Source organism: Argonema galeatum A003/A1 (assembly GCF_023333595.1).
Lineage (GTDB): Bacteria > Cyanobacteriota > Cyanobacteriia > Cyanobacteriales > Aerosakkonemataceae > Argonema > Argonema galeatum.
Genome location: NZ_JAIQZM010000058.1, coordinates 1 through 26,858, shown reverse-complemented (window position 1 = coordinate 26,858; position 26,858 = coordinate 1). Strand labels below are relative to the sequence as shown.

Below are 26,858 nucleotides of genomic sequence, written 5' to 3'. Positions count from 1 at the left end.
TCATAGTTTACAAGTTACCCCAAAAATCCAGAGAGGAAATTGCCGCCATGTTTGAACTCAGCGATTTAAAGAAAACCCGGTTTTATCAAGATGTTTTTGCTGAAGGCCAAGCTGAAGCTAAACAGCGAGAAAAAGCTTCAATCCTCAGAATGGTTAGTCTGGGATTAAGTACAGAACAAATTGCTACAGTCTTAGACTTGCCTGTGGCTGAAGTAGAAGCGACTATTGCGGAAGCGGCACAAAATTAATCTAACTCAGGACTTACATCCGCTGAGGCAAGAAACCGGGTTTCTTCCTAGATATCTAGTTAAGAAACCAATGATTTTTCCTAGAAACCCGGTTTCTTATACCCCAGATTTGGCTAGAGAATTAGCTAGACAAGCTGAAACAGAAATACCCAATGCTACGATCAGAAAGAGCCTGATCGACTTGTTAGAGACTATCATAGTTTACAAGTTACCCCAAAAATCCAGAGAGGAAATTGCCGCCATGTTTGAACTCAGCGATTTAAAGAAAACCAGATTCTATCAAGATGTTTTTGCTGAAGGCCAAGCTGAAGCACAAGCTGAAGCTAAACAGCGAGAAAAAGTTTCAATCCTCAGAATGGTTAGTCGGGGATTAGCGACAGAGGAAATTGCTACATTCTTAGATTTGCCTGTGGCTGAAGTAGAAGCGATTATCGCTGAAGCTGAACAAAATTAATCCCACTATAAAGCGTAGGTTGGGTTTCTGAAATCAACCAAACCTACGCACTATCATCGAGGCTGAATGTAATGTATAATTTCAAGTAACCGAGTAACTATGATTACTTGACAGCGAAGATGATTGGAATTGAGTGTGAAATATTTACATTGACCGTCTGATAAGTTGGGTCTACAATGAAAGCAACCAAGTTCTGGATTAGGAAATACTATGAACGCACATCGTATTGAAACAACCTTTGCAGAAAATGGCAAAATCACCTTAGATAATTTACCTTTTATGAGGGGCGATGCAGTGGAAATTATTATTCTTGAATCTCCTCGCCGCCCTCACCCTGACTCAAATTCTTATCCCTTAGAGGGTAAAGTCTGCCAATATGATGACCCCACTGAACCTGTGGCATTAGAAGACTGGGAATGCTTAAAATGATTATTCTCGATACTCATATTTGGGTGTGGTGGGTTGATAAGATGATTCTGGGGTAATTAAGGAGGAAAAATAACAATGAATTTAGAGCAAGCAGTTTTAGATAAGTTACGGGCTTTGCTTCCGGTTCAGCAGCAGGAAGTTTTGGATTTTGCTGAGTTTCTTCAACAAAAAAATATGACTAAAAAACCGCTAAAGAGTGTGAAAGGGTTGTGTGCTGACTTAAAAGTAGATATTACGGAAGAAGACATCGCCCAAGCCCGACAAGAAATGTGGGGAAATTTTCCCAGGCAGATTGTTTGATGCCCTCAGTCGTAGCAGATACCCACACCATGATTTGGTACATTTTTGAACTGCCAAGATTGTCGGCAGCAGCATTAACAGCATTAGAACAAGCGGTTAATGAGGGAAATTTTATCTACTTTTCCGCAATTACAATTGTAGAAATTTCTTACTTAATTGAGCGAGGGCGTTTGGCAGGGGAGGTGCTGACACGAGTTTTAAATGCTGCGGACGATCCAAATGTGGGGATTCTGCTAGCACCTTTGGATCGCAATATCTCGGCAACTATTCAACAAATTGACAGGGCAACGGTTCCTGATATGCCAGATAGAATTATTGCCGCGACTGCTTTATCTTTGGGTCTGCCCTTAGTCACCCGCGATGCGAAAATTCAAGCTTAAACTACTATTCAGACAATTTGGTGAATATGATAAAATAAATATCGGTGTTACTACCTACCCCCTGGTCATCATGGATGAAACCCGCGCACAAGCTTATCTAAAATTGATTGATTATCATCTAACCTTAATTTAATCCATGAAAACAGATAGCTTATTTTACAGCATCTTCCAAGAATTTCCCTTTGTGTTCTTCGCCCTCTTGGGCATACCAGCCGAAGCTACTAACCAATACCAATTTACCTCTCAAGAGGTTAAACAATTAGCCTTTCGCCTAGATGGCTTGTTTCTGCCAATTATTGAAGATTCTCAACTACCTTTCTACATTGTGGAGGTGCAATTTCAGCCAGATCCAAATTTGTATTATCGTCTATTTGCCGAACTATTTATTTATCTCAGACAATACCAACCGCAGCATCCTTGGCAGTTGGTAGTAATTTACCCAAATCGCCAAACTGAAAGAGAAAATAACATCCACTTTCAGTCAATGCTTGCACTCCCTAATATCACGCGGATTTACATCGATGAGCTGAGTACACCCGAAACAGCATCTCTACCGATAAAATTACTTAGATTGATCGTTGAGCCAGAAAATACAGCCCCAGATTTGGCTAGAGAATTAGCTAGACAAGTCGAAACAGAAATACCAAATATCGCGGTTAGAGAGAGTTTTATCGACTTACTAGAAACCATCGTTTTTTACAAGTTACCCCAAAAATCCAGAGAGGAAATTGCCGCCATGTTTAACCTGAGTGACTTAAAGAAAACCAGAGTTTATCAAGAGATTCAGGCTGAGGTTCAAGCTGAAGCGCAAGCTGAAATAGCCAAAATACAAGCCCAAATAGCCAAAGCACAAGAAGCTAGACAGCGAGAAAAAACTGCAATTATTCTTAGACTGGTTAATCTGGGATTAAGTACAGAACAAATTGCTACAGCCGTAGACTTGTCTGTAGCTGAAGTAGAAGCGACTATCGAGGAAGCTGAACAAAATTGATCAAGCGATAAATTGTAGGTTGGGTTTTGTTCCTCAACTCAACCTACGCATATCTAGCTTCTGCAACCGATCTTTTTATGTTTATAGTCGGTTATAGAACGTTTTAAGTAATCGGCAACTGGGAAGCGAAAAATGGGCGCAGACGCAAAATAATCTGGCAAATGCCTACTCTGACAGAATCATTTGATCTCATCTTGATGAGAAACTAACTTCGAGAGGTTCTGCTCTGGATGCACCGCAATCTCTTCTAGCAAAGTTTGAAAATCTTTCACCATCCGCTCTATAGTACTGGCTTCAAATAACTCCGTGCTGTATACCAACAAGCCATTAATGCCGTGCTGTTTCTCCTGTAGTTCAAGGGATAAATCCCGCATACCCGTGTTGTTATCCGTCCAACTCATACTCCACTGCGAATCCTGTGGCGGCAGGGGGGTTTCGAGGACAAACACCGCCTGGAAGGTAGAGTTTCGATCATAGAACAGCTCTGGCTGTACTTCGCTCATCAGAGTGGAGAAGGGCAAATCTTGGTGGCTGTATGCTCCCAAAGTGACTTCCCATACTCGTTTGAGCAACTGCCGAACACTGGGGTTGCCGTCTAGATGGGAACGCAGCACCAAGGTATTGGCAAAACACCCCAATAGGTTTTGGAACTCTTGTCGGTTGATACCCGACGTAAAACAGATTACAGGGATATCTTCGGAACCAGCGTAGTGGTAGAGCAAAGTTTGGTATGCTGCCAGCAGAGTCATAAACAAAGTAACGCCCTCTTGCTGCGAAAACGCTTTGAGTTTATCGGTCAAGCTCTTGGAGATGCTCACGCTTTGACAGGAAGTAGCGTAGGTTCTGATCGGCGGTGGCTCTCGATCGTAAGGCAGATGTAAAGGCGACAGACCCGCTAGTTGCTGCTTCCAGTAAGCCAGATGGGATTGTAAGACTTCTCCCTGTAGCCATTGCCGCTGCCACACGGCATAATCTACATACTGAAAGTCCAATTCGGGAAGTGGCGAGGGCTTACCAGTAGAGAAGGCTTCGTAGAGAACTACCAGTTCCTTGAAAAACACTGTATGTATAGTAAAAGCGTCGCCAATAATGTGATGCAAGGTCAGTAAGAACCTGTGTTCGCTCTTTTGCAGATGTATCAAGGTAGCTCGTAGCAGCTGGCTCGAGCTAAGGTCAAAAGGCTTGTTAGCTTCCTGTGCGATCGCTTCGGTGGCTTGCACTTCCCGCTCGCTTTCAGGCAAATGTTGCAGGTTCATCACCGCCACATTTAAAGTGAGAGTATCATGGATGACTTGGACTGGTTGCCCGTTTACTTCAGTAAACGTAGTTCGCCAAACTGCATGACGCCGCACGATCTCGTTCAGACTCTGTTCCAAAGCCTGCACATTCAGCGCTCCCTTGAAGCAAAACATCAAAGGAATATTAAGGAAAGCTTTTTCCGGTGCCAGTTGAGTCCGCAACCAGATCATTTCTTGAGGAAACGAAAGGGGCAAATGTCCAGAACGCGAAGCTTTTTGGACTGGCAGAGGCTGCAAAAAAACCGCTTCTATCCGTAGCTTTTCAATCGCCTGCGCTAGCTCGGCGATCGTCTGCGACTCAAACAGCGATCGCAAAGGTAACTCGACTTTTAATATGTCGCGCAACCGACCAATAATCTGGATTGCTAGTAAAGAATGTCCCCCCAGATGGAAGAAGTTGTCGCGAATACCGACTCGTTCTAATCCCAACACATCAGCCCAAATTCCTGCTAACACTTCCTCAACTAAGGTACGAGGTGCAACAAAATCTTCTTTTAGATCCCGTCTTGCCCGATCGGGTGCTGGTAGCGCCCGACGGTCTACTTTTCCCGTCGGCGTCAACGGCAGGGCGGAAAGCAGCACAAAGGTAGAAGGCACCATATAATCGGGCAGTTTTTCTGCCAAAAAGCTGCGGAGAAGCGGTATCAGCTTTTGGGTAAGTTTCCCCTCTAGCGGTTGATTGGCGTAGTGGTTCCAAGGTTTGAGGTTTGCTGTAGCAGTCTCGGCAACTGCTGTCTCTTGAAATTCTGCTAATTCCGTTGTGGTGCGTCGAAAAATTACGTTATAACTCCCATCTGCACTAGCTTCTAACCAATTAATGTCCAGCTCGTAAGGTAAATCATCAGTTAATGACCCTAGTTCTTCTGGATCGATTCCACTCCCCTCTAGTTGCTGTAAAACAGAGCGCCATTCCCCTACAGTATCTGGCCTTTCGTTACTGTTAAACCATTCGATGGTTTTGATTTCAGCCTCAATACGTGCATTCGGTACGTGCCGCACTCCTAGTATTTCAGCCTCGGTTGTTTGCAGTAACTGGCGGATAGATTCTTTTGTCCAATTCTGTTTCCAGTCTACCCATTGAATATTTTTGGTCGAAGCAACGCCCTCTCCTATGTGGAGAATTACATCATAGTGAAATCGCGTAATCTCATTATGGAAATTGCCGCGCTTCAACTTAATTTTAACGTCGCCTAGTTGGGGTAAATGTTGCTTTAGAGCTATAAAAAAAGCTGGAGCGATCGCTAATTTTTCCTCTTGAACCATCCCAGAGCGCACGCGCTGAGCTAGTTGTTCTCGCGATACCGAGTTGGATGCCCGATTCAGTTCAACAGAGGTATGATAAGCTTCTAATAGCAGTAAATTCACCACATCTCCGATGAAAATAAAACCGCCACTGCGAACTACTTTTACAGCACCTTCTAAGACCCGCAAGAGATAATCAATGCTGGGAAATAGCTGGAGTACGCCGTTGAGAACTACTCCATCAAAACTTTCGGCTTCAATTAAGTCAAAATTGTCAGCAGTTCTGCACTTAAGTTCCACTTGTGGTAATGGCAACTTTAACCCATGCAATTGCTGTTGAAGATAATTTATTACTGCTTGGGAAAAGTCAGTGGCTAAATAGTGGCTGCAATGAGGTGCAATTCTAAATAGCAGCATACCAGTACCACAACCGATATCTAGTACCCGCTGCGGTTGCAATGACAGGAGCTTCTGGGTAGTTAGATCTAACCATTCACGCATTTCCTCTTGTGGAATGGGCAATCCTGTATAGCTACTGTTCCAGCCGATAATATTGAAGGTCGGATCGGCAGCAACAGAGGTTTGACTATAGGTTTCTTCGTAAACTGTTTGCCATTGGGAAACTTGTTCGGTCTGTAAGTCTGCTACTTGCTCTTGCAACTCCTGGTATTCGGAATTGTGAACTAGATATGCCACTAGGCGCTTATCGTTTGGTATATCCTCCCGCGCCACGACTACAGCCTCTCGCACGGCTGGATGTTGTCCTAGTGTAACTTCAATTTCACCCAATTCGATGCGATAGCCGCGAATTTTTACCTGATTGTCGCTGCGACCTAAGTATTCAATATTGCCATCTGGTAGATAGGAAGCTATGTCGCCTGTTTTATACAGTCGTTCTCCAAGCTGATTGCTAAAAGGATTAGAAATAAACCGTTCGGCAGTTAAATCGGGACGATTGAGATATTCTCGTGCCAGAGGGATACCGCCGATGTAAAGTTCTCCGGGGGTGCCAGCAGGAACTGTTTGTAAATGGTCATCTAATAAATAAATCTGGGTGTTAGCAATAGGGCGACCGATCGGTGGCAGTCCAGGCCAATGTAAGGGCAGACCTGTTAAGCTAAAAGCCGTAACAACGTGGCTCTCAGATGGCCCATAATGATTGTGTAAAGTGCAGTTTTTTAGCTGGGTAAACCAATTAGCGATTTGTCTGGTGATCTTCAACTGTTCGCCAGCAGTGATAATTTCGCGTAGATTTGTCTGAACTGTTTCTTGACTATCAGCAACTTCAGCTAGTAATTGTAAGGCTACAAACGGCAGAAATAGTCTTTCGATCGCTTTGGCGGCGATAAAATTAAATAAACTCGCTACATCTCGTCGTAGTTCTTCTGAGATTAAAACCAGCGTTCCCCCGGAACACAAAGTAGAGAAAATTTCTTGAAAGGAGACATCGAAGCTGATGGAAGCAAATTGCAGAGTTTTTGTCCCGATGGTAGCAATTGAGTTTTCCAATTGCCAAAACACCAGATTGGCTAAAGGACGGTGGCTCATTGCCACTCCTTTAGGTCTACCTGTAGAACCCGAAGTATAAATTACGTAGGCTAAGCTGTTGGGTGTCCCATCGCTTTGAGGGTTTTTTTGGTTGCTAAGAGCAATTGTCTCCCAGTCAGTGTCTAAGCAAATGACACGAGCTTGGTGTGGAGGAAGAGATTGAATTAATTTTTCTTGAGTGAGCAAGAGTGGCGTCTGGGTGTCTTCCAGCATGAAGGCTAAACGGGCTTTGTTATATGCTGGATCTAGGGGTACATAGGCACCACCAGCTTTGAGGATGCCCAAGACTCCCACTACCATTTCTAAGGAGCGCTCTACGCAGATACCGACCAGCACTTCTGGCCCCACGCCCAGCGTTTTCAGGTAGTGTGCCAGCTGGTTAGCCCGATCGTTGAGTTGTCGGTAAGTGAGCTGTCGGTCTTCAAAAACCACTGCTACGGCATCGGATGTCTGCTTTACCTGTGCTTCAAATAGCTGGTGAACTAAGACATCTTGACAATTACTGCTACTGCTCATATTAGTCTCGCTTCATGTTAAAATAAACCCCTTTATCATGAGCCAACTGTCGTTTAGCCACGTGGTAAATACAATAAATATTTTTGTTTTTTTTGTCAACTAATTGTTAGCACTTCGGCGACTAAGCGATAAATTCAAAATCCAGACCAGTACTTACCATACGAGAAGTATATAGTTTATTAAATTCTTCTAATTGTTCTTCCGAAAAATAGTTTTGCCAGTCGCCAACAACCCCCTTACGCATGAATGAAAATTTACTCTCTTGTTTATATATTTTGTCATGGTATCTATCATTATTAGTTCTTGGGTCTGCTTTCATGTTTGAAAAATTACAGGCTTCCGATACCCTTTTTACTTCTTGGCTTGATAGATTCTCTCCGAGAAAGTTAGCAACTTTTTTTACATGGCTTTCTAGATCTTTTTTCATGTCTTCATATTTAATAAAAAGCAGATTTCGCTGGTCTTTATTTTCCCACCATTCTAATATATGATCGAAGTATGACCCATAAGGAACAGTTCCCTTCAGAAAATATTGAAAATATTCTTCCCACGTGCCATCCCAATCAAGCTCTTTTAATGCACGCATAAAATGAAAATAAGAAACTGCTACATCTCTGGGATTTCTAGCAATGAAAATGTACTTTAATTCTTGTTCGCTATTATATGGTATTAGGGAATAGGATAAATGGCTATATATATATCGTGGGTATTGATATCGGTCTAATTGTGCGAGGTTTGCTTCTTCTAAAAAAGGGACTCGACCTCCTATAATATCTTCTTCTTCTAATCCTTCTGGCATAACTGGATTGAAAATTTCTTTAATGATTTGGGTCATCCATACCGTTCCTGATTTAGGATAGGTAACAATAAAAACATCTCCAGGTTTGGTAGCAAATTTGGTTAGGTCTTTAACTCTTTGTTCGCTCATGTATGGAAAGAGAATTAGGCCATCCATCCGAAAATGTAGGAATTTAATTTCTTCAGTTTTGTAACCTTGATTTATTTCTTGCATATTTCCAGCTTTATTAGGTGCAGTTGTTACACTTTTGACAGTAAAACTATAGTTTGTAAAAAACTATAACAGTAATATTCTAGAATCGACAATTGTTTAACAAAATTTAACAATAGGGCTATCAATAGACAAAATTATATATGGCAATCCTAAATGATTTACAAACACTTGGCATCTGGCTTCAGGTTGAAGGTCGTTTGAATGGCGCACGTAATTGCCAGCCGCTTCCTTTTACTGAACCTCATTACTCACCAGTCAAACTGAAAGGGCGAATCTCGGTGATTTTCACTTGCACGAGCTGACCTTTAATTTTGGTAATATCTCCATTGAAAAATGTCAAGCGATTGCCTCTTGTTCTCCCCATTACTTGACTGGAGTCTTTGAGATTTTGGTCTTCTACCAGGACTTCTTCGATGCGATCGAGATAACGCTGCGATCGCTCTGCTGCCTTAATATTAACTAAGTGATTGAGCCGTTGCAATCTGTCTGCCTTCACCTCTTCACTTAACTGATTCTCCCACAGCGCTGCTGGTGTACCCGGACGCGGTGAATAAGCAGCAGTATTCAACAGGTCGAAACCAATATCTTCAACAATTTTGAGCGTATTTTCAAACTGTGCTTCTGTTTCGCCTGGAAAACCGACGATCGCATCCCCACTAATCGACGCATCCGGCATATAACGCCGAATCGTATCAATAATGCGGCGATATTTCTCCTGAGTATAACCCCGCGCCATCGCCTTCAGTAATTCGTTATCCCCAGACTGGAAGGGAATGTGGAAATGTTCGCAAACTTTCGGCAACTCTGCACAAGCTTTGATCAGGCGTTCTGTGAAATAGCGGGGGTGACTGGTAGCAAAACGAATGCGATCGATTCCCGGCACATCATGTACATAGTAAAGCAAATCTGTCAAGGTGTTCTGATGACGACCTTCTGGCGTCGTACCGGGCAAATCTCGACCGTAGGCATCGATATTCTGACCCAGTAACGTTACTTCTTTATAACCCTGACGCCCCAATTCTTCCATTTCAGCGCGAATCGCCTCTGGCGTGCGAGATTGTTCAACACCGCGCACGAATGGAACTACACAATAAGTGCAGCGTTCGTTGCAACCGTAAATCACATTCACCCAAGCGCTAACCGTGCTATCCCGTCGCGGTTTCGTGATATCTTCGATGATGCGAACAGATTCTGTGGCTACTACTTGATTTCCGTCAAATACCTGTTCGAGCAAATCTTTGAGGCGATTGGCGTGTTGTGGCCCCATCACCAAGTCTAATTCTGGCACGCGCCGCAGTAAAGCTTCCCCTTCTTGCTGGGCGACACAACCGGCGACAATGAGAGTAAGGTCGGGTTGTTCGTGTTTGCGCTTGGCTTGTCTTCCCAGGTAAGAATAAACCTTTTGTTCGGCGTTATCCCGAATCGTACAAGTATTGTAGAGGATCAGACTGGCATCGTTGGGGTCTTCTGACCACTCAAAACCCATATCTTCCAGGACGCCAGCCATGCGTTCGGAGTCGGCTTTGTTCATTTGGCAGCCGAAGGTGGTGATGTGATAGCGGCGAGGGGAGGTGGTCATGGAAAACTACGCTGAATCAGTCGAAAGAATAGTGACACTTTATCTATCTTATTGTGTAATGGTAAAAAGTTGCTTTTTCGTACTCGATCTTGATGTAAAACCGAAAGCCTTAGTTGTTCGTATTTTATTAGAGGAATTTTATCCCGCCTTCCGAGTTCTGTGCGTAGATTATATCGAACTCTGCGCCCTAGCCCCTAGCCCCTTCTCCCGCAGTTAATATCTGAGATACCAGATTATGTTGGACATCAACCCGTTTTTCAGTGAAAGCTATTACTTGTCCCACAACCAGGATGTACTAGCAGCAGTTAACAGTGGCGCTTTTAGCAGCGGTCTTCAACACTTTAACTCATTTGGTAAATTTGAAAGTCGCGACCCCAGCCTGCTATTCAGTAATAGCTTTTATTTACAGCAAAACTCGGATGTAGCAGCGCAGGTTAACGCTGGCGTTTTTAGGAGTGGCTTTGAACACTACGAATTATCCGGTCAATTTGAGAAGCGTAATATCAGCCAAGTATTCGATACCCGCTATTATTTAGAGCAAAATCTGGATGTAGCCGCAGCTGTCGAAAGAGGACAAACGACTGCGATCGCACACTACCTGAATAGTGGTCAATTTGAGGGTCGCAACCCCAGCCGTTTGTACGATAACAGCTTCTATCTATCTCAAAACCCGGATGTAGCAGCTGCGATCGGTACTGACTCGCTTACTGGTATCAAACACTATTTAAATTCAGGTGAATTTGAAAACCGCAGCCCCAGCGCTGAGTACAGTAACAGTTTTTATCTACAGCAAAACCCGGATGTAGCGGCTGCTGTTGGCCGTCCGGGAATAGAAAGTGCCTTTGAACACTACGTTAAATATGGTGTAGCAGAAAGACGCTTCGGCAATGATGTCTTGCTCAATCCTTCAGCTATCTACGTTTCTAATAACGGTACTGGTAACATTGGAGATGTCGATCGCACGAGTCCCGATTTGGTAGTCCAAAAGCGGTTTGTCGCTGGCAATAACGAAGGCGTTCAGCTTGATGTTTTAGGAAATCTTTATCAGGCGGGAGACGTAACTCCAGGCGCAGGAACCATTCGCATCATTTCTGAAATAGGCGATAGACTTAACGGCGACGTATTTTCAAGTATAAGGGATCGCCAGATCGGAGGATCGCAGACCGGATTGGTTAATCCTAAAGGATTTGCCATTGCCCAAACTGCTGGTTTTCTGATTGTCACCGATAATGGCGCTGGAAACCTCAAGGTATTCGGAACAGCCGCTGGTGGTGATGTCTTCCCCGTAGCAATTACAAACCTGACAGCGAATCCTTGGGACGCTGCCTACGATGAAGAAAGCGATCGCTTATATGTTGCCTTAGTCAATGGCACCATCAGCGTTTTCGATAACTACATTGGTGATGGTACAAGTATCGGTGCTGGCGGTATATCCCGGACTATTACCCCTGTAAATGCTGAGGGAACCAAGGTTTCTACCAATCTGCACGGCATTGTCTATTCTCCCGCCCGAAATAAGTTGATTGTCACTGACGTTGGTGCAGCAACTATGGCGCAAAGTCCCAACTTCAACACTGATGGGCGAATTTATGTCATAGACAACGCCAGCAACGCCAATGGCAATGTCATCCCTTCCCGTACTATTGAAGGGTCAGCAACCCAGCTGGGCAATCCAGTAGATCTGATCTTAAACGGTACTGATGTCCGAGTAGCGGAGAAGGCAAGAGATCAACTCCTGACTTTCAGGAACATTTTTGATGGGCCTAGCGGAAATATCGCTCCCGATATCAGCATTGCGGAAATCAAGCCAGAAGCTTTGGTGGCGGATGTGAGTGATGGGATGAGGAATCGCGGTGTAACTGATATCGAGACTACAGCTACTATAATCGATGCGATTTTTACCACAAGTAACCCTCCAGCAGCAGGTTCGACCGATTTCGTGGCTAAGCTTTCCAGCAGCTTGCAAACCGAGGCAACATTTAATACCTCCAACGCGGTGCCAAGCCTGGAAAACATCACTTTCGATTTGACGGGTGATGCCTTTATCACGTTTGATAGCAATGACACAAACGGCGGTATTTTAGTTATGAATCGGCTTGCTGATGGCCGAAACGGTGGTGGAGTTAATCCGTCCAGAGACCGGACAATTACTGGTGCTAATACGGGGATTGTCAGTCCTAAAGGCTTGGATGTGGCAGATGGTTTAGGGCTGGTGTTTGTCACCGAAAATAATGCCGCAACTCCAGCTATTCTTGCATTCAGCACGCAAGCTCAAGGTGATGTTGCACCAGTATTCCGTACTTCTAATCTCGGCGGAAAGCGTCCTTGGGATGTTGATTACGAACCAAATAGCGATCGCCTATTCGTAGCCGCAACTGATGGCACCGTACTCGTCTACGACCAATATGTAGCTACCCAAGGTGCAAGCGGCCCGACACGAGTAATCACACCATTCGATCCTACAAGGACGAATAAGGTATCCGTTAACCTGCACGGGGTGATTTACGTCGAATCATCCGACACATTGCTGCTTTCCGATGTCGGCAGTGCCGCGAGTCCAACTGACGGACAACTCTTTGTAATTAACAACGCTAGCACTGCAAACGGTAACTTTGCCGTTCAAGCGCAAATCGGCGGGGCAAATACTAGATTGGGGAATCCAGTTGACATTACTTTCGACGGTGGCAACCTTTATGTAGCTGAGAAATCAAATGATGCGATCTTGCGCTTTGATAACATTCTCAGACAGTCGGGTGTCCTCAATATTGCAGCCAATCAGACAGCGAACAGGAACAAGCCTGAGTCGGTAGCTTTAGCTCCCGATTATCTCTCAGCTCGTCCGACATAATAATGATGAGAAACCCGGTTTCTTGGACAATACCTTCGCCATTTCTTCGTAGTTGGGTTGAGCTAGAGCGAAACCCAACGCATTTGCCCTAGTTTCGTACCTCAACCCAACCTACAAAGCGCTCCGATCTCGTCCGGCATAATGATGAGAAACCGGGTTTCTCCAAGAAACCCGGTTTCTAAGGGCTTGGAGTTACTGAAAGTGCTTTGAGGGGAGGGGTGGGAGATAGCGTTTCTGCCGAAGTTGAACGCTCCTCCAAAGTAACACACAGCCAAATATCAAAGTTGAGAGTAGCACGACACTGGCTCCAGAAGCGATATCAAAGTAGTAGCTCAGGTAAATGCCCATAAATGCGATCGCAGCTCCTAAAACCCCCGAAATAATCATCATCAAACCAAAGCGATTGCTCAAAAGTCGGGCGATGGAAGCCGGAATCACTACCGCCGAGATAATCAAAGTCACCCCCAACACATTGAGCGTCGCCACCAGTAAAGTCGCCAGCATCAAAGCAAACAGGGTATCCATCGCCCATACAGGCACCCCATGAACTTGAGCCACTTCGCGGTCAAAACACCAGAATAGCAATGGACGATAGAACAAGAAAACCAAGCTCAGAAGGACAACAGTAACCCCCGTTACCACCCATAAATCTGTAGGTGAAACGCCCAAGACATTACCAAACAAAGCCGCTTCAAAGTTTTGGCTGAATTTGCGATAGGTGCTGATAATGGCGACTCCCAAGGCAAAGCTAGCTGTAGTGACAATGCCGATCGCAGCATCCGAGTAAACTCTGCGACTGGTAAGATACTGAATCAGCAACGCAGCTGCAAATCCCCAAATCCCCGAACCGATATAAAAATTCAAGCCTAGCACGTAACTCAGCACGGCTCCCCCCAAAATCGCATGGGACAGACCGTGGGCAATATAGCTCATGCGGCGAGTTGTAATATAAACCCCCATCACGCCACACAACAGTCCTGCCATCATGCCGACTAAGATAGCACGGCTGAAAAATTCATAGCGAAACGGTTCAAGCAACCAGTTCATGGGAATTTTGGATTTTAGATTTTAGATTTTGGATTTTGGATTGGCTATGAGGAATTGTGATGCTTTTGTTCAAAAAAATAACATTTTTATTCCCCCACTCCCCCACTCCCCCACTCCCCCACTCCCCCACTCCCCCACTCCTCTAGCTTTTAGCAATATGCGCCGGATGTTGGTTGGGATGAAACTGGGTTGTCATGCTGTTGGCAATTAAAACCCGGCCTTCGTGATGATAAACGACCATTTCCGCTCCAAAAGTACGCTCAAGATTGGCAGGCGTAAAAATATCGATCGGCTTTCCCTGGCAGATTAAGCCGTGGTTAAAGCACACTACCCAAGGCAGATGGGTGGCTACAGAATTGAGGTCGTGGGTGGAAAGCAAAACCGTCAAACCTTGTTGGTTTAGCTGAGATAAAAGATGTAACAGTTCGTGCTGAACGCGCAAGTCAGAACTGCTGGTAGGTTCATCCAGCAGAACAATATCTGGCTTGCCAATGAGCGCACGCGCCAGGAATACCCGCTGCTGTTGCCCTCCAGATAACTCACCGATCGCTTGTCCTGCTACGTCTTCGATGCCAAGTCTGGCTAGCAATTCTCTGGCAGCTGCCTTGTCTTGTTCGGAAAGCCAAGGCCACTTGTGCTGATGTCTATAGCGACCCATCATTACCACTTCCAGAGCCGTGACGGGGAAGTTCCAATCTACCGTTTCTACCTGCGGCACGTAGCCCACCTTGGGGGGAGAATTTCCCGGTTTGAGGGGGGTATCCCGAAACAAAATTTCTCCCTCCCAAGGTCGATTTAACCCCAAAATCGCTCTGATTAAGGTGGTCTTGCCGCTGCCCGAAGGCCCGACCAGACCGCAGAATTGACCGGGGTAGAGGGCTAGATTCACTTGCCTAAATACTGGCGCTGTTTCATAGCCACAAGTCAGATTTTTCACTTCGAGTAAAGGTTCCATCAGCAGTCATTAGTCATTGGTCATTGCTCATTGGAAAAGGGAAGATTTTAGATGGCAGATTTCTTTGTTGAAATTAAATCTAAAATCTAAAATTCCCCTATAAAAACGATTCAGTAATACTTCTTAATGCCTTTTTAGCGTGTAGGGGCGAAGCATTCGGGCTATAACTTATCGCTTTCTACCTAGATTTTCTGCCCGAATGCTTCGCCCCTACCATTACTGTATCGGTGTTCTAGCCCCTAGCCCCTAGTCCCTAGTCCCTTCTTTGCTGTTGGCCCTACGACATTGGTGGTGTCGATCTGATTTACTAAATCTGGATTTCCTCCCAGGTTAGAAGCGATCGTGCGGAGGTTGTTCGCCATCATACCAATGTAGGTATGTTGGGGATTGGTGTTTTCGATCGCATTGGCCGAACCTTCACCCGGTAACTCGTCATCAGCAGTATTAGCTGTCTTTACTTTGGCTTCGCGAGCAATTTGTTCTGACACTTTGCTGGGGTATACCTCGGAACCAAAGATAGCAGGGACTCCAAGTTTACGAATTTGGTCAATCAGCTTGGCTACGTCTTTGGCAGAAGGTTCTTTAAAATCCGAGGGTTGGATAGCCCCAATCACCTCGAAGCCATACTCTCTTGCCCAATAAGCCCAGGAGTCGTGGTAAGTCAGTAATTTGCGATTTTTGGCCGGGATACTTGCTACTACCTCGCGAGTTACTTTGTCAAGTGTATCCAGCTTTTGGAGGTAGTTTTTTAGATTAGTTTCGTAGTATTTTTTACCAGCTGGGTCTAACTGAGTTAACTGTTGGGCTGCTAGTTTAGCGTAAGCTTCGGCGTATTTGGGATTGACCCACAGGTGGGGATTGGGGTCTCCTTTTTCTTTGGGGAAGCTGAAGTCGAAAATCCACTGGTTTTGGGTGATGGTGTTGCTTCCCATTTCGTAGACTTTGGTGTCTTTGGGTTTGGAAGATTCAGCCAGTTTTTCTGTGGGAGTTTCTAAGTGTAAGCCATTGACGATAATCAGATTGGCTTTGGAGAGCAAATCGGCATCGGAAGGACGCGGTTCAAATGTGTGGGAGTCGGTTCCTTCGGGAATGATGCCTTGTACTTGGAGGCGATCGCCCGCAATGTTACTAACAATATTCGTCAGAGGAGCTACAGTAGTTACGACTAAAGGTTTGCCTTGGGTTTGGCTGCCAGTTGTTTGTACAGGCGTACTGGCGCTTGCTGAAGGGCTCTTAGACACAGTCCCCTCCGGTGGTTTACTGCACGCGCCCGTTAGCAAGCTGAGTGTCAGCAGCACAATGGAAAGCTTTTTCATTGATTGTAAAGCGTCTTAAATTAATGACACCAATCTTTCAGTAGAGCCTTTTACGATCGGGGATACAATGCCCCATACGGGGATTTTTTAGAGAAAAATGGCAATATTTTGCCGAAAATCAGTCTAAAGAAGTATTTTACTAATTATTTTTAGTGCGATCGGGCCTTGGCTTTTGCCGTTGGTAGTGAAAGCAAAGGCCCGATCGCGATTCATACAGTCATTTAGCAACGCCAAAATTCTTATACTCCCTAATATACTTAAATGGAAAAGGGATTACAGTACTTTGCCCGGTTCGGACGAAATCCACATCCATAGTTGGAAGGAGTTGTCTGAATATCAGTTTCGAGTCATTCACCGCAACGATTTTACGGAGATGACACGCATCTTTGAAAGAATAATCTTTTACATTTCGATCTCCCACGAAATAATATGCTTCTTTTTCAGTTTCACCGAAATATTTTATATTGAGAGAAGCGTCAAATAAATCTTCAAGATTTTCCTTCTGTTTTGAAAAAATCAGCCTTATGTGATGTTTGTTTAGAAGATAGTTCCGTAATTCAGATGAAATATTTGAATTCTTTCCTAGCCTTTCATTCAGAAGTTTGTTGAAGCTTTTTTTGCCTGGTTCATTGCTACCCAAAATTTGCAATTCCTCGGAAAATTTCACAAGTTCTTCATTATCTTTCCTAGAACTTTCAGTCATAAATTCTTGTATCAACCCTGCCAAAGCATTTCCACTTCGCTTATTTTCGGGAAACTCAGTTTCGACTTCGTTGATAATAGCTTCAATTTTAGAAAGCTCAGGAATGGTGATTTCATCGCTACGGAATATCTGATTTATATCACCTGTATCAGAAATAATAAGACCTTCCAATGTCCTGATTTTCTCTCCAGATTTACTATCCGTCATTAATTCTCTATATTTTTCAAATTTTCCCCAGTTAAATAAGTCTAAGTCTTGATATCTATAAAATTCAAAATTACCATTTGGTTGTATTTCCATAAAAATAACGTGATTTCTATCTTCATCCCAAGCGGCAAAAGTCCAAACTCCTTTTAATTCAAGTTTATTCCAATCAAACAGGTTCAATGTTCGAGAGCCAAGATCACGCTTTATAAGCTGTTCTTTTATAATTGTTTTAACGATAGCATCAGAGACATTTCTAGTTGATTCAATTGTGAGGTGCTGTCGTTGAAATTTATCTGTTGAAGGGAGATATTCGTCTTCCTGCTCAATTTTTTCATAAAAGTCGGCATCGTGAATAATTCTAAAATTTAGAGCGTCTTTTTTATCACGTTTACCAACAGTAATTAACTTTTCATCCGTGATATAAGGAAGAAGCAATTGTTTCAGTGTCATTACTAAATCAGCAGACTCTTCATCATTCACTCTATCAACTATATGTATTGCCTGACCATCAAGTTTCGAGTGGAGTTGTTTTGGACTTTTAAGCAAGGTGCTTGTAAGTGGCATTTCTTCCTCGATTTGACGGGCAGAAAAATTAACATCCATGTATTTCGATAGATGTTCTTGAATACTTTTGAAAAATTGATGAAAAATGCCTGCTCGGCTGCTATCAAAGTCCTTTATACTTCCAAATTCAAGAAAATTAGTATGAAGCTTTTTGCCTTGTTTACTGCATTTTATGTAAGATCTTTTAGCATCTGTATCTTTACCGTCAGAAGGAAGCCACCTTCTCAGGGATGCTGTGCCACTATGCAACACATATTCAGGTCTTTTAAGAATCCTTTTTAATTCTTCGCCTTTGTATTCTTTTAATATTGAAATCTTTTTTCGATAAGTGGCTACACTGACATTCAATAAAAACTCGTTTTTTTGACTATCATCACGACTAAGAGTTATTTCAGCAACACCAATTGCATCATAAAGCTTATCTGTCAATGGTGGAACTTTAAGTAATTCTCCGGTAAGATTTGAGAATTGCAGTTGCTTAAATCTCGATCGTGATGAACCCAGAGAATTCATTAATAAGCGGGCAAGTGTTACTTCACAGATAGATTCATCATTTCCGCTATAAAAAGCTTCGGGCTTTACCTCAATTGCAGATACCTTAGAAAATTTAGGATCTGTTCTAAGTTTTTGAAGCAATTTATAAGTATTATTTGATTTTTTTTCAAACATAGCATAGGCGTATTGAGCATACCCAACAGACATAGCTTTATAATTGTCGCCAATAATACAATCCAGTTCTTCCGCTCCCCACCATTTCCGATCTTTTTCTCGTTTTAATCGGATAAACACAAAGTCTTCTTTAATAGCATCAATCTTAAAATCGATCTTCAGACGGTTTGTACGAATACTCATTTGCTAAATTCCTCTAGAATAAATTTAATTGCTTCATCGTCAACTTTATCGTTTTTACAAAGATAAGGAACTTCGACGATTTTCCGGTCAGATGAGATAATCGGACGAAAAGCTGTGTTTGAAGTACCAAGAATGTTAATCACAAAAACCCGATCGGCTCCAACGATCGCCATTTTCTCACGGATGTTATCAACTAAGTCATCAGCTTGTACTGCAACCCGATCGTTCCATAACTTGAAGTCTATATAGATGTTCCGCTCCGTTTTGAAGTCAAAGCGTTCAAATTCATGTGCATCAAGTTCTAGCAAGTGAATATTTAAAAGGCTTTGTAAAATATGTTTTCCACATACTTCGCCTAATGCCCCTTTATAAATATTGTTGAACATCGGAGGTGTAAGCATAAGTTCAGATTCAGGGAATGCTGTAGCCCAGCCAGAATCAATGAACAATTTATGTAGGATATCGATTCTCATTAAATCTGAAAGACGGGCAGTTCGTTCACTCACTTCTTTGACTTCTTTTTTTCCGTCTTCCTCAGAAAAGAAAACTTCAATTTTACTATAGTCATATTCTTCTAAATAACGATATGAAGAGGCAGCTTTCGGAAATTTAATGTAAATAATAGTATTCCAGTTCTGATTGCATTCTGACTCTTTGGCAATAGCGGGTTGACGGAGAACTTGCTCTCTAAGATTCTGCCATTCTTTAACAGTCTTAGGTGTCCACGGCGTATTCAGTTGGCGGCGTATGTAAGCAGAACTCTGATTGCTTTTGTGGGATGCACGGTTTTGGGCTTCGATTAAATCTTCAGATTGCCTAGTCGATTCACCAGCTGATTTCAGGAGATCAGTATATTCACAAACAGGCATTACATCTTCCGGTATAGAAAATCGGGTTAGATGTTTTCGCATTGAAGCATCAGCAAGAATATGAATTGTTGGAGCCTTCATATTGGTTCGACATATCCGCCCTATGGCTTGAATAATTATTTTATTCAAGAAGAGTGAATAAGCACCTGTATTGTATGAGCTAATGAAGTCATCAGCCTTTAGCTTAGGCTTATATCTTCCTATATATCTATGAAAGGCTTCATCCAACTTGCTCTTAAATGTGTTTAGGGAAAAGGCTCCATTTTCACGAAGAAATTCCAATTGAAAAATGTATTTTATGAAATTATCATCTTCGATATTATTACCAAAAATATTCACAAGTAGATTAGTTGGATTATCGAGATAAATCCCATTAATATCCATATCTGAATGTTTTGGAAATCGGTTAATGTGTACTGGTCTTAGGTCAGAAGGAATGGGGAATTGTAGATTTTGTCCAACTCCAATTGTCTGGTAGGCAGAGATAATGAATCTGCGTTTGTTATCTTTCAGTTCATTTAGTAGTTTTTCTTTATTTTCCTCAAAGTTATTTCCACTAAGCAGGAAAATTGTATTACATACACTACCATCTATGACATCTTTCTTGTCATCCAATAGTAATTCCGCATACTGATACAATATATTTAGGTCGAACTTTGGATCGGAAGGCTTTGGCAATTTATTGAAGAGGCAAAGAAACGCATGGCAATCAGAGTGATCCAGAAAATATTTCCATGCAGTCAACGCTCTCACATAACGGCAAAATAAAAATTCAATACTCTTCTCATCATCATCAGTATTTTTATGGCGAAGATCATTCCATAAAGCCTGCGCTGCTTCTCGGTCAAGCAAAAGCTCCTCAAGCTGTTTAATTCCTTCTTTTTGTAAATCTGTTCCAATAAACTCAGTTTTTATGGCAACTTGTTGATCATATCCTTTAGTTGCTTCAGAATATGCGTTCTTGAGCCTGATAATAGCATCTTCTTTAAGGCGTATAAATGAATTTCCCAAACGGGATTTCAGATACTCAAGATCGTAATTTCCAATATTGGTATCAAGTCCAGCAGTCGCAGAAATGCCGACTACCATAGCCTTTGAGCAAACTCCAGCCAAAAAGGATTCGGGTGTACGGCTGAAGTTGAACATATATATTTTCGATAACGTATCATGCTCATCACTATCGACGATATCGTAGTAACGAAAGCCTGTATCATAGAATCCCTGACGCTGGATTGTTCCTTTGTCAGTTTGCAAGCCATAGGAAAAATCATCTTCTAGAATTTTACTAGTTAAAAATTCGACATCTGTATCATCAAGGCGAAAATGATTCAGAACACTCTTAACAGCAAATTCAAGGGAAAAGGCTTCGTTAATGCTGTTATTTTCGTCTTTCAAATGACGATAGTTATCGGCTAAATACTTAATTCCTGTCTGAAAGTAGGTTAAAAATCCGGTAATCTTACTTAGCAGTTCGTGAATATCGACACCAGTTGTTTTTGTTTTAGTATCAAAAGCCTTAATCCAATTTGTAAGGTTTTGTGAATCTTCAATAATCTTGATACGCTGATGACGATCCAGCACATTATGGAATTGGTAATCATAGAACAGAAAGTTCCTTTTCTTGGTCGAAAAGTCCTCATGAGATTTACAAGTATTCTGTAATTTATATGTGGTGAATATATAATTAGCTTTATCTCGAAAGGATTCAATCTGTTGTCGCGGGGATAACCATTTTTTTGCGGAAGATTTTTTCTGGAACCATTCAGATTCTTTAATAAGGACTTCAGGACATTCGTTTTGCATAAGATGGTTATGAATATTCAAGAATAAATCAAGAAGATCGACTCGATGCCGCAAGCCTGATTTAATGATATTGTTGAGTACAGCTTCTTTGGTAGTATCAAATTCATCAATAAAAATAAGTGCTTTATCAATAAAGCGTTCATTAAAATAATATGAATTTTCAACAAGTGTCGTATTTTTAGCGATGAACTTATCTATACTAAGGAAAAAAACAGTTTTATCATCTGTAAATACGGCGGGATATAATTTCCCAATCCATTGATAGTCGCGATCATTTTTTATAGCTGAAAGGCGGGCTTTTTTGGTTTTGAAATTATTCTTCAATACTTCTATAATAGTTTTTCGGAATTTTGGCTCAATAATTTTGCGAATTTCTGTTTCCCAGCTATCTTTAACTTCTTTGGGAAGTTGACGATTTTGGAGTACTTCTATATGAGACTTTAATTTTTTATAACTTTCTGTCTTGAAGTGATCAGGAATTTCATCATCAATAGTGAGTAGATTTTTAATAACAGTATCTATATTAGAATCAATAAAAAGAACATATTTGTCAAATTTATCTTCCTTTGCGTCAGCAATAAAACGCTCTTTAAGTTCGTCAATTGGCAGATTTTTCTTGAGGTTGGTAATAAATAGTATTTTTCGATTTTGAGCAGCAAATTCCTCGTAATTAGAATAGATAAAGTTGAGGACATTGTATGTTTTACCAGAACCAGTGGGCATACTCAGGAGAAGCAGCCCAGGATTAAATTGTTTGCAGTATTCGTTTAATATTTGTTCCATATCCCTAATAACCTTAGTAGAGTTTAAATCTGAGATGATTAACCCAATAATTAATTTATTGAATAGAAAATCTCACTCTCACATCGGAAAAAGTTTATTCCGGCTATGAGTACCAATATTCAAGCTATTTTGCCATTCAGATAAGCACAGCGATGCGACGAAACCTTAACGAAGTGTAATGCACCTTCATTTCTGCCGTTATTTTAATAAATTACCTAAGATTTTATCATAAAACCCCATTTCAATCTTAAGCTAGATTAAAAAATAATTATAGCACACCGATCTCAACCAAAGCGGATTTGGTATCAGTAATGCCAGAAACCGGTAATATGCGGGTTGGAGCAAGGAAATATCGACCTTGAGAACGAATATTCCCGCTTTCTCATCCTCTATCCCAAATACTGAATCGGTGTTCTAGAACATTACCCCAGCAGCGTAGGGTGCATTATAGCACACCCTACGCTTTTATATTCCAAGTTTTATGAAAACTTTTTTTTGCACTTCGCATCACACATTCGGGTGATAAATATTTATTTGAGTCGATTAAATTCGTTGTTGATTAATTATTGAAAAGTTTTTTGTTTTTGTCCTGATGGCGTATCTGGCGGCAGGAATAAAGCCGTAGAAGCATTAATCAAGGACATCTACAATGCGCCTCTACAAATCTATTCTATTATCTGGTTTGCTACTTTCTGGTATTGCCGCTAACTGCAAAGAATTTGAGTATCGCAACTCTGAAATATTGCAAAAATTTGAGGCAGACCGACAACATTTATTAGCTGATGTTCCAAGCCCGGATGATGACAGTCGCGGTAGCGGACGTTTTACGACTAATCAAAATCTGAATTTTGTGGCTGATGGCAAAAACCCGGATGATGACGACAGTCGCGGTAGCGGACGTTTTACGACTAATCAAAATCTGAATTTTGTGGCTGATGGCAAAAACCAGGATGATGATGACAGTCCCGCCGGTCGCGGTAGCGGACGTTTAACGATCGATCGCAATCTGAATTTAGTGGCTACTGCGAAGAATCCGCCGAACCGAAAAACCTTTGGCAACGGACGCTTCATGACAGATACCAATCCAAATAATGGTTGAATCCAGTAAAAAATTAAGAATTAAAAATCTCGCGAAAATACTCTGCAAATTTTGATTTTTAATTCCCAACCTCTTAAAAAATTCCTGGTTTCCAAGTTCCATGAAACCCCATTGGAACAACGCTGGGTAATCCCAGTTTACACACAGGTTCCCGATCCAGTCTTTCACTATCAAATATCCAAACTTCGCTGCTGTTTGTGTTGCCATCAAACACAACTGTCAGTACCCAACCCCGCTCAGGATTGATGGCATCTGGAGCATATATGGGTTCTGTAGGATAGCGATTTTCGCCCAAATCTGCTTCGTTGAGAGTGCCAGTTTGATTGTCGAAACGTGCGATCGCACCATAGATTTCTTTGGTTGTATCAACCCCTTGTCGTTGCAATGACAGATAGGTTCTTCGCGAAGATTTCCCGATTTGCGACTGCGGGACAACTGGAAATTCACAATCTCTGTCTAATAATTCCTCTGTTTTCTGTATTTTACCAGTTTGAGGATCGAGACGCACTTGCCATAGAGTCGCTTTGGCGGGGGTTTGAATCTGTCCTGTTGCTACTTCCTTGAGACGCTGGTTGGTTTGAAAGTCTCGATAGCGAACAAAATCGATCGCAACTGAACCGTTATCATCCATATAACCGTTGGCAAAATGCCACTGATACCAAGGTTCGGTTTCGCTGCGACTAATTAAAGATAGAGTTTCGCGATCGAAGATTAAAATCTGGGTTCCTAGCTGTGGTTTCCACTCCATTGCATCGCTGAAGCTGCTCAAACCTATCGCAGCTGGAAGTAGATTTATTCGCACTGGAGGCACGAAAAACACAAGATATTGCCCAGCCATGACAAAATCATGTATTAGGGGAAGTCCATCTAGGGTAACTGACGCCTTTTGGCGGATCTTGCCAGCGCGATCGCACTTATAAATATTGAGTGTCGCATTAATTCCAGGAGTAATGCCAAAGTTGAAGATTTCTCCTGTTTGCGCGTCGCATTTGGGATGCGCCGAGTAGGACATTCCCTTACTCAGTCCAGATAAATCATCTAATCCCTCAGTTTCCAGAGTTTCCAGATCGATCGCGTGAGGTTTTCCACCTTCCCACAGTGCCAACAGTTTATCTGGTAAGGCTAACACAGAGGTATTCGCAGCATTTTTTGTTGCTCTGAGCCATTTAGTCCAGAATAGCCCAGGTGCGGTCATTCCATAGTTGCCGTAGAGGTATTTACCCGCTTCAGATTCGGCTAAATAACCGGCTGTTTGCACGTAGCGATAGACGCCTGTTGCACCCCCATCGCTGAAGTGTACGGCGAGGATGGCACCATCGCCATCAAACCAGTGTCCTACCGATTCGCCGCCACGTTCTAGACGTCCTGGGCCATTGCGATAAAGGCTGCCGCGCAAGCCTTCTGGGATTTTACCGCCTAGAAGTGGCAGAGGAGTGAGAGGAAATTCTTTGGCTGGTTGGGAAAAGGCTTTTGCCCAAGCTTTAGATGTTGAAGGTGACTTAGTTATCACTGCACTCCTACGTTTTGCAAAACTCGATCGATTTTGTCAGCTTTCTGTGTATTCCCTTGGGCTCTATATAAGTCGCTAGCTTGTTTTAAGGTAGCGATCGATTCTTCTACCTTAACCTGACTTGCTAAAGCAACGCCTAAATTATGGTGAGCTTCTGCATAGTTGGGATTGATACGAATCGCTTCTGACCACATGGACATAGCCTTTGCTACATCGTTTTGTTTGTACAGAGCAACTCCCAAATTATTGTAAGCTTCAGCATCCTCTGGATTGAGGCTCAATCCTTTTTTCAATTCTGCGATCGCTTCCTCTAGCTTGCCCTCATCGGTTAGATTGGTTCCCAAGCTAATGTGAGCTGTGGCGCTTTTGGGATCGATGCGAATAACTTCTCTGTAAGCTGCAATGGCTTCCGACGTTTGGCCTTGGTTTCTCAGAGCTATTCCCAAGTTATAATTAGCTTCTGCATGGTTAGGATTGATGCGAATCACTTCTTTGTAGGCTGCAATAGCTTCCTTTAGCTGACCCTGCGCTTGTAGGGCTACTCCCAAGTTATATTGGGCTTCTGTCAAGTCGGGATGAATGCGAAGTGCTTGCCTAGTTTGCTCGATCGCTTCCGGCAATTTGCCCTGTTGGTTGAGAGTTAGGCCCAAGTTGGCATGAGCCTCGGCATAGTTGGGATCTAGATCGATCGCTTTGCCAAAAGCTGCTTGTGCATCTTTGAGGTTTCCCTGTTTATAGAAAGTAATCCCTTGATAAAAATAAGCGATCGCACTTTCCTTGTGAGCTATGACTTCTTGAATCGCCCCGATAGCTGCTTTAAAGTTTCCCGATTCTTGCTCTACCAACGCCATTCCCAGTCTTGCTTCTTGCAACCTGGGATTCAATTTTAAGGCTTTTTGGTTAAATTCGCGCCCTTTTTCCAAGTCTCCCAGGCGGCGGTACGCTTCTCCTATGTTGGTGTAAGCGTCTGCAAAATTCGGTTCTTGGCTAACCTGAAAGCGGTAGCACTCAATTTTTTTCTGGAGATCTGCCTTTTCCCGATCGTCGAGAGCGGTTTTGTTGAGAGAATGTGCTTGTGGTTCATTGACAAGAAACCCACCACAATCCTCGATTATAGCGACGGGCATCCCTTTTGAGGATGGGAATGAGCGAGTGAAAAATAAATAAGCGGCGACGCCAGTACCGAGGATAGCTACGATACCGGCTGCAATACCAATTCGAGTAGATGCTTTAGACAGTGGTAACATAACTGCGATCGCGGCTATGGGGATAATTTCCTTATCAGTTTACTCGGAACTATCCGATCGCGCTCAAAGATTATAAGCGATCGTGAGGTTAGGTAATAAAATTGCCGAATCGGTGTTCTCCTACGTCCGAAATGCCCGAAACCATTAGCTAGACTGGTTTTGAGCCGCTTGCTGTACTTGCTCCGCAGTCAAATCCAATGCCTCTCCTATTTGTGCGACACTCAACCCCAATGCTAACAATCGGGGTACAGCTTCTAGTTTGCCCTCCAGTTTGCCTTCTTCCAAGCCTTCTTCCTTGATACTTTGATAAAGCCTTGATTGTTTAAATTCGCTCTCGGTAAAGGTAAACATTTGTCGAATCTCCTCTCTAGTTAATCGGGTAAACTTGTACAACAAAATCGTCTCTATCAATTCTAGAATTTCCCGCCTGGTTGCTTCATCCGTAACCTGTTGGCGCGTTTGGGAAATCAATTCCCTGGCGCTGGTAACTGCGCTTTCTTCCCTTTCGACAATTAACCGCACAATTCTCAATCCCAGGGAAGTACTTCCTGCTTCTGGTAACCGATCTAAATAGATGCGCTGTACTTCATTACTAGAAAATAACGCTTGATATGGAATTACATCGCTGGTTTCTATACTTCCCGTTGGATATATAACAACCGCACGCCAAAGATTAACCGATGGGTTTTGGCGGAGATAAAGAAAGATTTCGGAAAAGAAGCGACGATAGAATGTAGCATCTGGCTGAAATTGCACTTCGGCAAAGTAAACTGTTCGATCGGCAGAGTCGGGAACGGGTACAAAAACGCCATCAATTCGGAAGGAAGTTTGCTTGAGTTCGACAGATGCAAATTGATAATTGCTAATATCGATGTTTGGCTGACCGATCAGTTCAAAAAATATGCGCGGGAAAGTTTTAAATAGACGATAGAAGATAGAGTCTGTTTTCACTGGTATTTTGTCTCATTTCTTGGTTCAGAGGGCTCTTCCGTACTTAGTGTGCCAAATTATTAGTTTTTTGGTGCCTTACACCTTAGCTGGCTGGGATTTCAAAGCGA

The 26,858-nt window shown here is 42.7% G+C and carries 19 protein-coding genes and 1 pseudogene; 9 read left to right on the top strand and 11 right to left on the bottom strand.

All coding sequences use genetic code 11. The annotated features are described in order from the left end of the window. The 6 genes and pseudogenes from LAY41_RS30550 to LAY41_RS30525 all read left to right on the top strand — a co-directional run. Positions 1-248: pseudogene (locus tag LAY41_RS30550) on the top strand (Rpn family recombination-promoting nuclease/putative transposase); the annotation flags it as partial. A gap of 70 nt (positions 249-318) precedes the next feature. Then, on the top strand, positions 319-702 hold the full coding sequence (locus LAY41_RS30545; RefSeq protein ID WP_249106296.1) for an Rpn family recombination-promoting nuclease/putative transposase: 384 nt from the start codon (positions 319-321) through the stop codon (positions 700-702). Between the two features lie 210 nt (positions 703-912). Beyond that, positions 913-1,131 (top strand): hypothetical protein, encoded by a 219-nt coding sequence (locus LAY41_RS30540; protein ID WP_249106295.1) that lies wholly within the window; start codon positions 913-915, stop codon positions 1,129-1,131. A gap of 75 nt (positions 1,132-1,206) precedes the next feature. Further along, positions 1,207-1,431: a DUF2281 domain-containing protein gene (locus tag LAY41_RS30535; RefSeq protein ID WP_249106294.1), complete on the top strand. Its 225-nt coding sequence runs from the start codon at positions 1,207-1,209 to the stop codon at positions 1,429-1,431. Beyond that, entirely contained in the window at positions 1,431-1,811 is a 381-nt protein-coding gene (locus LAY41_RS30530; protein WP_249106293.1) for a type II toxin-antitoxin system VapC family toxin, read from the top strand. Before LAY41_RS30535 ends, LAY41_RS30530 begins: the two co-directional genes overlap by 1 nt. A 136-nt stretch (positions 1,812-1,947) precedes the next feature. After that, entirely contained in the window at positions 1,948-2,802 is an 855-nt protein-coding gene (locus LAY41_RS30525; RefSeq protein ID WP_249106292.1) for an Rpn family recombination-promoting nuclease/putative transposase, read from the top strand. Positions 2,803-2,981: 179 nt separating this feature from the next. On the opposite strand, the gene LAY41_RS30520 is transcribed toward LAY41_RS30525, so the two are convergent. The 3 genes from LAY41_RS30520 to miaB form a co-directional block, all read right to left on the bottom strand. After that, positions 2,982-7,406, bottom strand: coding sequence for an amino acid adenylation domain-containing protein (locus tag LAY41_RS30520; protein ID WP_249106291.1), 4,425 nt, complete (start codon positions 7,404-7,406; stop codon positions 2,982-2,984). Between the two features lie 121 nt (positions 7,407-7,527). Beyond that, positions 7,528-8,418, bottom strand: coding sequence for a sulfotransferase domain-containing protein (locus LAY41_RS30515; RefSeq protein ID WP_249106290.1), 891 nt, complete (start codon positions 8,416-8,418; stop codon positions 7,528-7,530). A 244-nt stretch (positions 8,419-8,662) separates the two neighbouring features. Beyond that, complete coding sequence (gene miaB / locus LAY41_RS30510) at positions 8,663-9,997, bottom strand: tRNA (N6-isopentenyl adenosine(37)-C2)-methylthiotransferase MiaB (RefSeq protein WP_249106289.1); 1,335 nt, start codon at positions 9,995-9,997, stop codon at positions 8,663-8,665. On the opposite strand from miaB, the gene LAY41_RS30505 reads away from it, so the two are divergent. Both LAY41_RS30505 and LAY41_RS30500 read left to right on the top strand, forming a co-directional pair. Further along, a complete protein-coding gene (locus tag LAY41_RS30505) occupies positions 9,996-10,214 on the top strand; it encodes a hypothetical protein (RefSeq protein WP_249106288.1) in 219 nt (72 codons plus the stop codon). The genes miaB and LAY41_RS30505 overlap by 2 nt on opposite strands. 18 nt (positions 10,215-10,232) lie before the next feature. Continuing rightward, the gene (locus LAY41_RS30500) at positions 10,233-12,845 is read left to right on the top strand and encodes an NHL repeat-containing protein (RefSeq protein WP_249106287.1); all 2,613 of its coding nucleotides are present in this window, start codon (positions 10,233-10,235) and stop codon (positions 12,843-12,845) included. A gap of 192 nt (positions 12,846-13,037) precedes the next feature. Here LAY41_RS30500 and LAY41_RS30495 read toward each other — a convergent pair whose 3' ends face one another. From LAY41_RS30495 to LAY41_RS30475, 5 genes are all read right to left on the bottom strand, one after another. Continuing rightward, on the bottom strand, positions 13,038-13,892 hold the full coding sequence (locus LAY41_RS30495; RefSeq protein WP_249069903.1) for a metal ABC transporter permease: 855 nt from the start codon (positions 13,890-13,892) through the stop codon (positions 13,038-13,040). A 142-nt stretch (positions 13,893-14,034) separates the two neighbouring features. After that, a complete protein-coding gene (locus LAY41_RS30490; RefSeq protein WP_249106286.1) occupies positions 14,035-14,847 on the bottom strand; it encodes a metal ABC transporter ATP-binding protein in 813 nt (270 codons plus the stop codon). Between the two features lie 239 nt (positions 14,848-15,086). After that, positions 15,087-16,088 (bottom strand): metal ABC transporter substrate-binding protein, encoded by a 1,002-nt coding sequence (locus LAY41_RS30485; protein WP_249106285.1) that lies wholly within the window; start codon positions 16,086-16,088, stop codon positions 15,087-15,089. A 292-nt stretch (positions 16,089-16,380) separates the two neighbouring features. Next, entirely contained in the window at positions 16,381-18,489 is a 2,109-nt protein-coding gene (locus tag LAY41_RS30480) for a hypothetical protein (protein WP_249106284.1), read from the bottom strand. Next, positions 18,486-21,944 (bottom strand): P-loop NTPase family protein, encoded by a 3,459-nt coding sequence (locus LAY41_RS30475; RefSeq protein WP_249106283.1) that lies wholly within the window; start codon positions 21,942-21,944, stop codon positions 18,486-18,488. The genes LAY41_RS30480 and LAY41_RS30475 overlap by 4 nt, the downstream gene beginning before the upstream one ends. Before the next feature lie 649 nt (positions 21,945-22,593). Here LAY41_RS30475 and patX point away from each other — a divergent pair. Beyond that, positions 22,594-23,043, top strand: coding sequence for a heterocyst-inhibiting protein PatX (gene patX, locus LAY41_RS30470; RefSeq protein ID WP_249106282.1), 450 nt, complete (start codon positions 22,594-22,596; stop codon positions 23,041-23,043). 73 nt (positions 23,044-23,116) lie between these two features. Here the strand turns inward: patX and LAY41_RS30465 are convergent, their stop codons facing one another. The 3 genes from LAY41_RS30465 to LAY41_RS30455 all read right to left on the bottom strand — a co-directional run bounded on the left by LAY41_RS30465 (position 23,117) and on the right by LAY41_RS30455 (position 26,751). Then, entirely contained in the window at positions 23,117-24,553 is a 1,437-nt protein-coding gene (locus LAY41_RS30465) for a carotenoid oxygenase family protein (RefSeq protein WP_249106280.1), read from the bottom strand. After that, on the bottom strand, positions 24,550-25,800 hold the full coding sequence (locus LAY41_RS30460) for a tetratricopeptide repeat protein (RefSeq protein WP_249106278.1): 1,251 nt from the start codon (positions 25,798-25,800) through the stop codon (positions 24,550-24,552). The genes LAY41_RS30465 and LAY41_RS30460 overlap by 4 nt, the downstream gene beginning before the upstream one ends. A 144-nt stretch (positions 25,801-25,944) precedes the next feature. Beyond that, positions 25,945-26,751: an Rpn family recombination-promoting nuclease/putative transposase gene (locus tag LAY41_RS30455; protein WP_249106276.1), complete on the bottom strand. Its 807-nt coding sequence runs from the start codon at positions 26,749-26,751 to the stop codon at positions 25,945-25,947. Between the last annotated feature and the right edge of the window lie 107 nt (positions 26,752-26,858).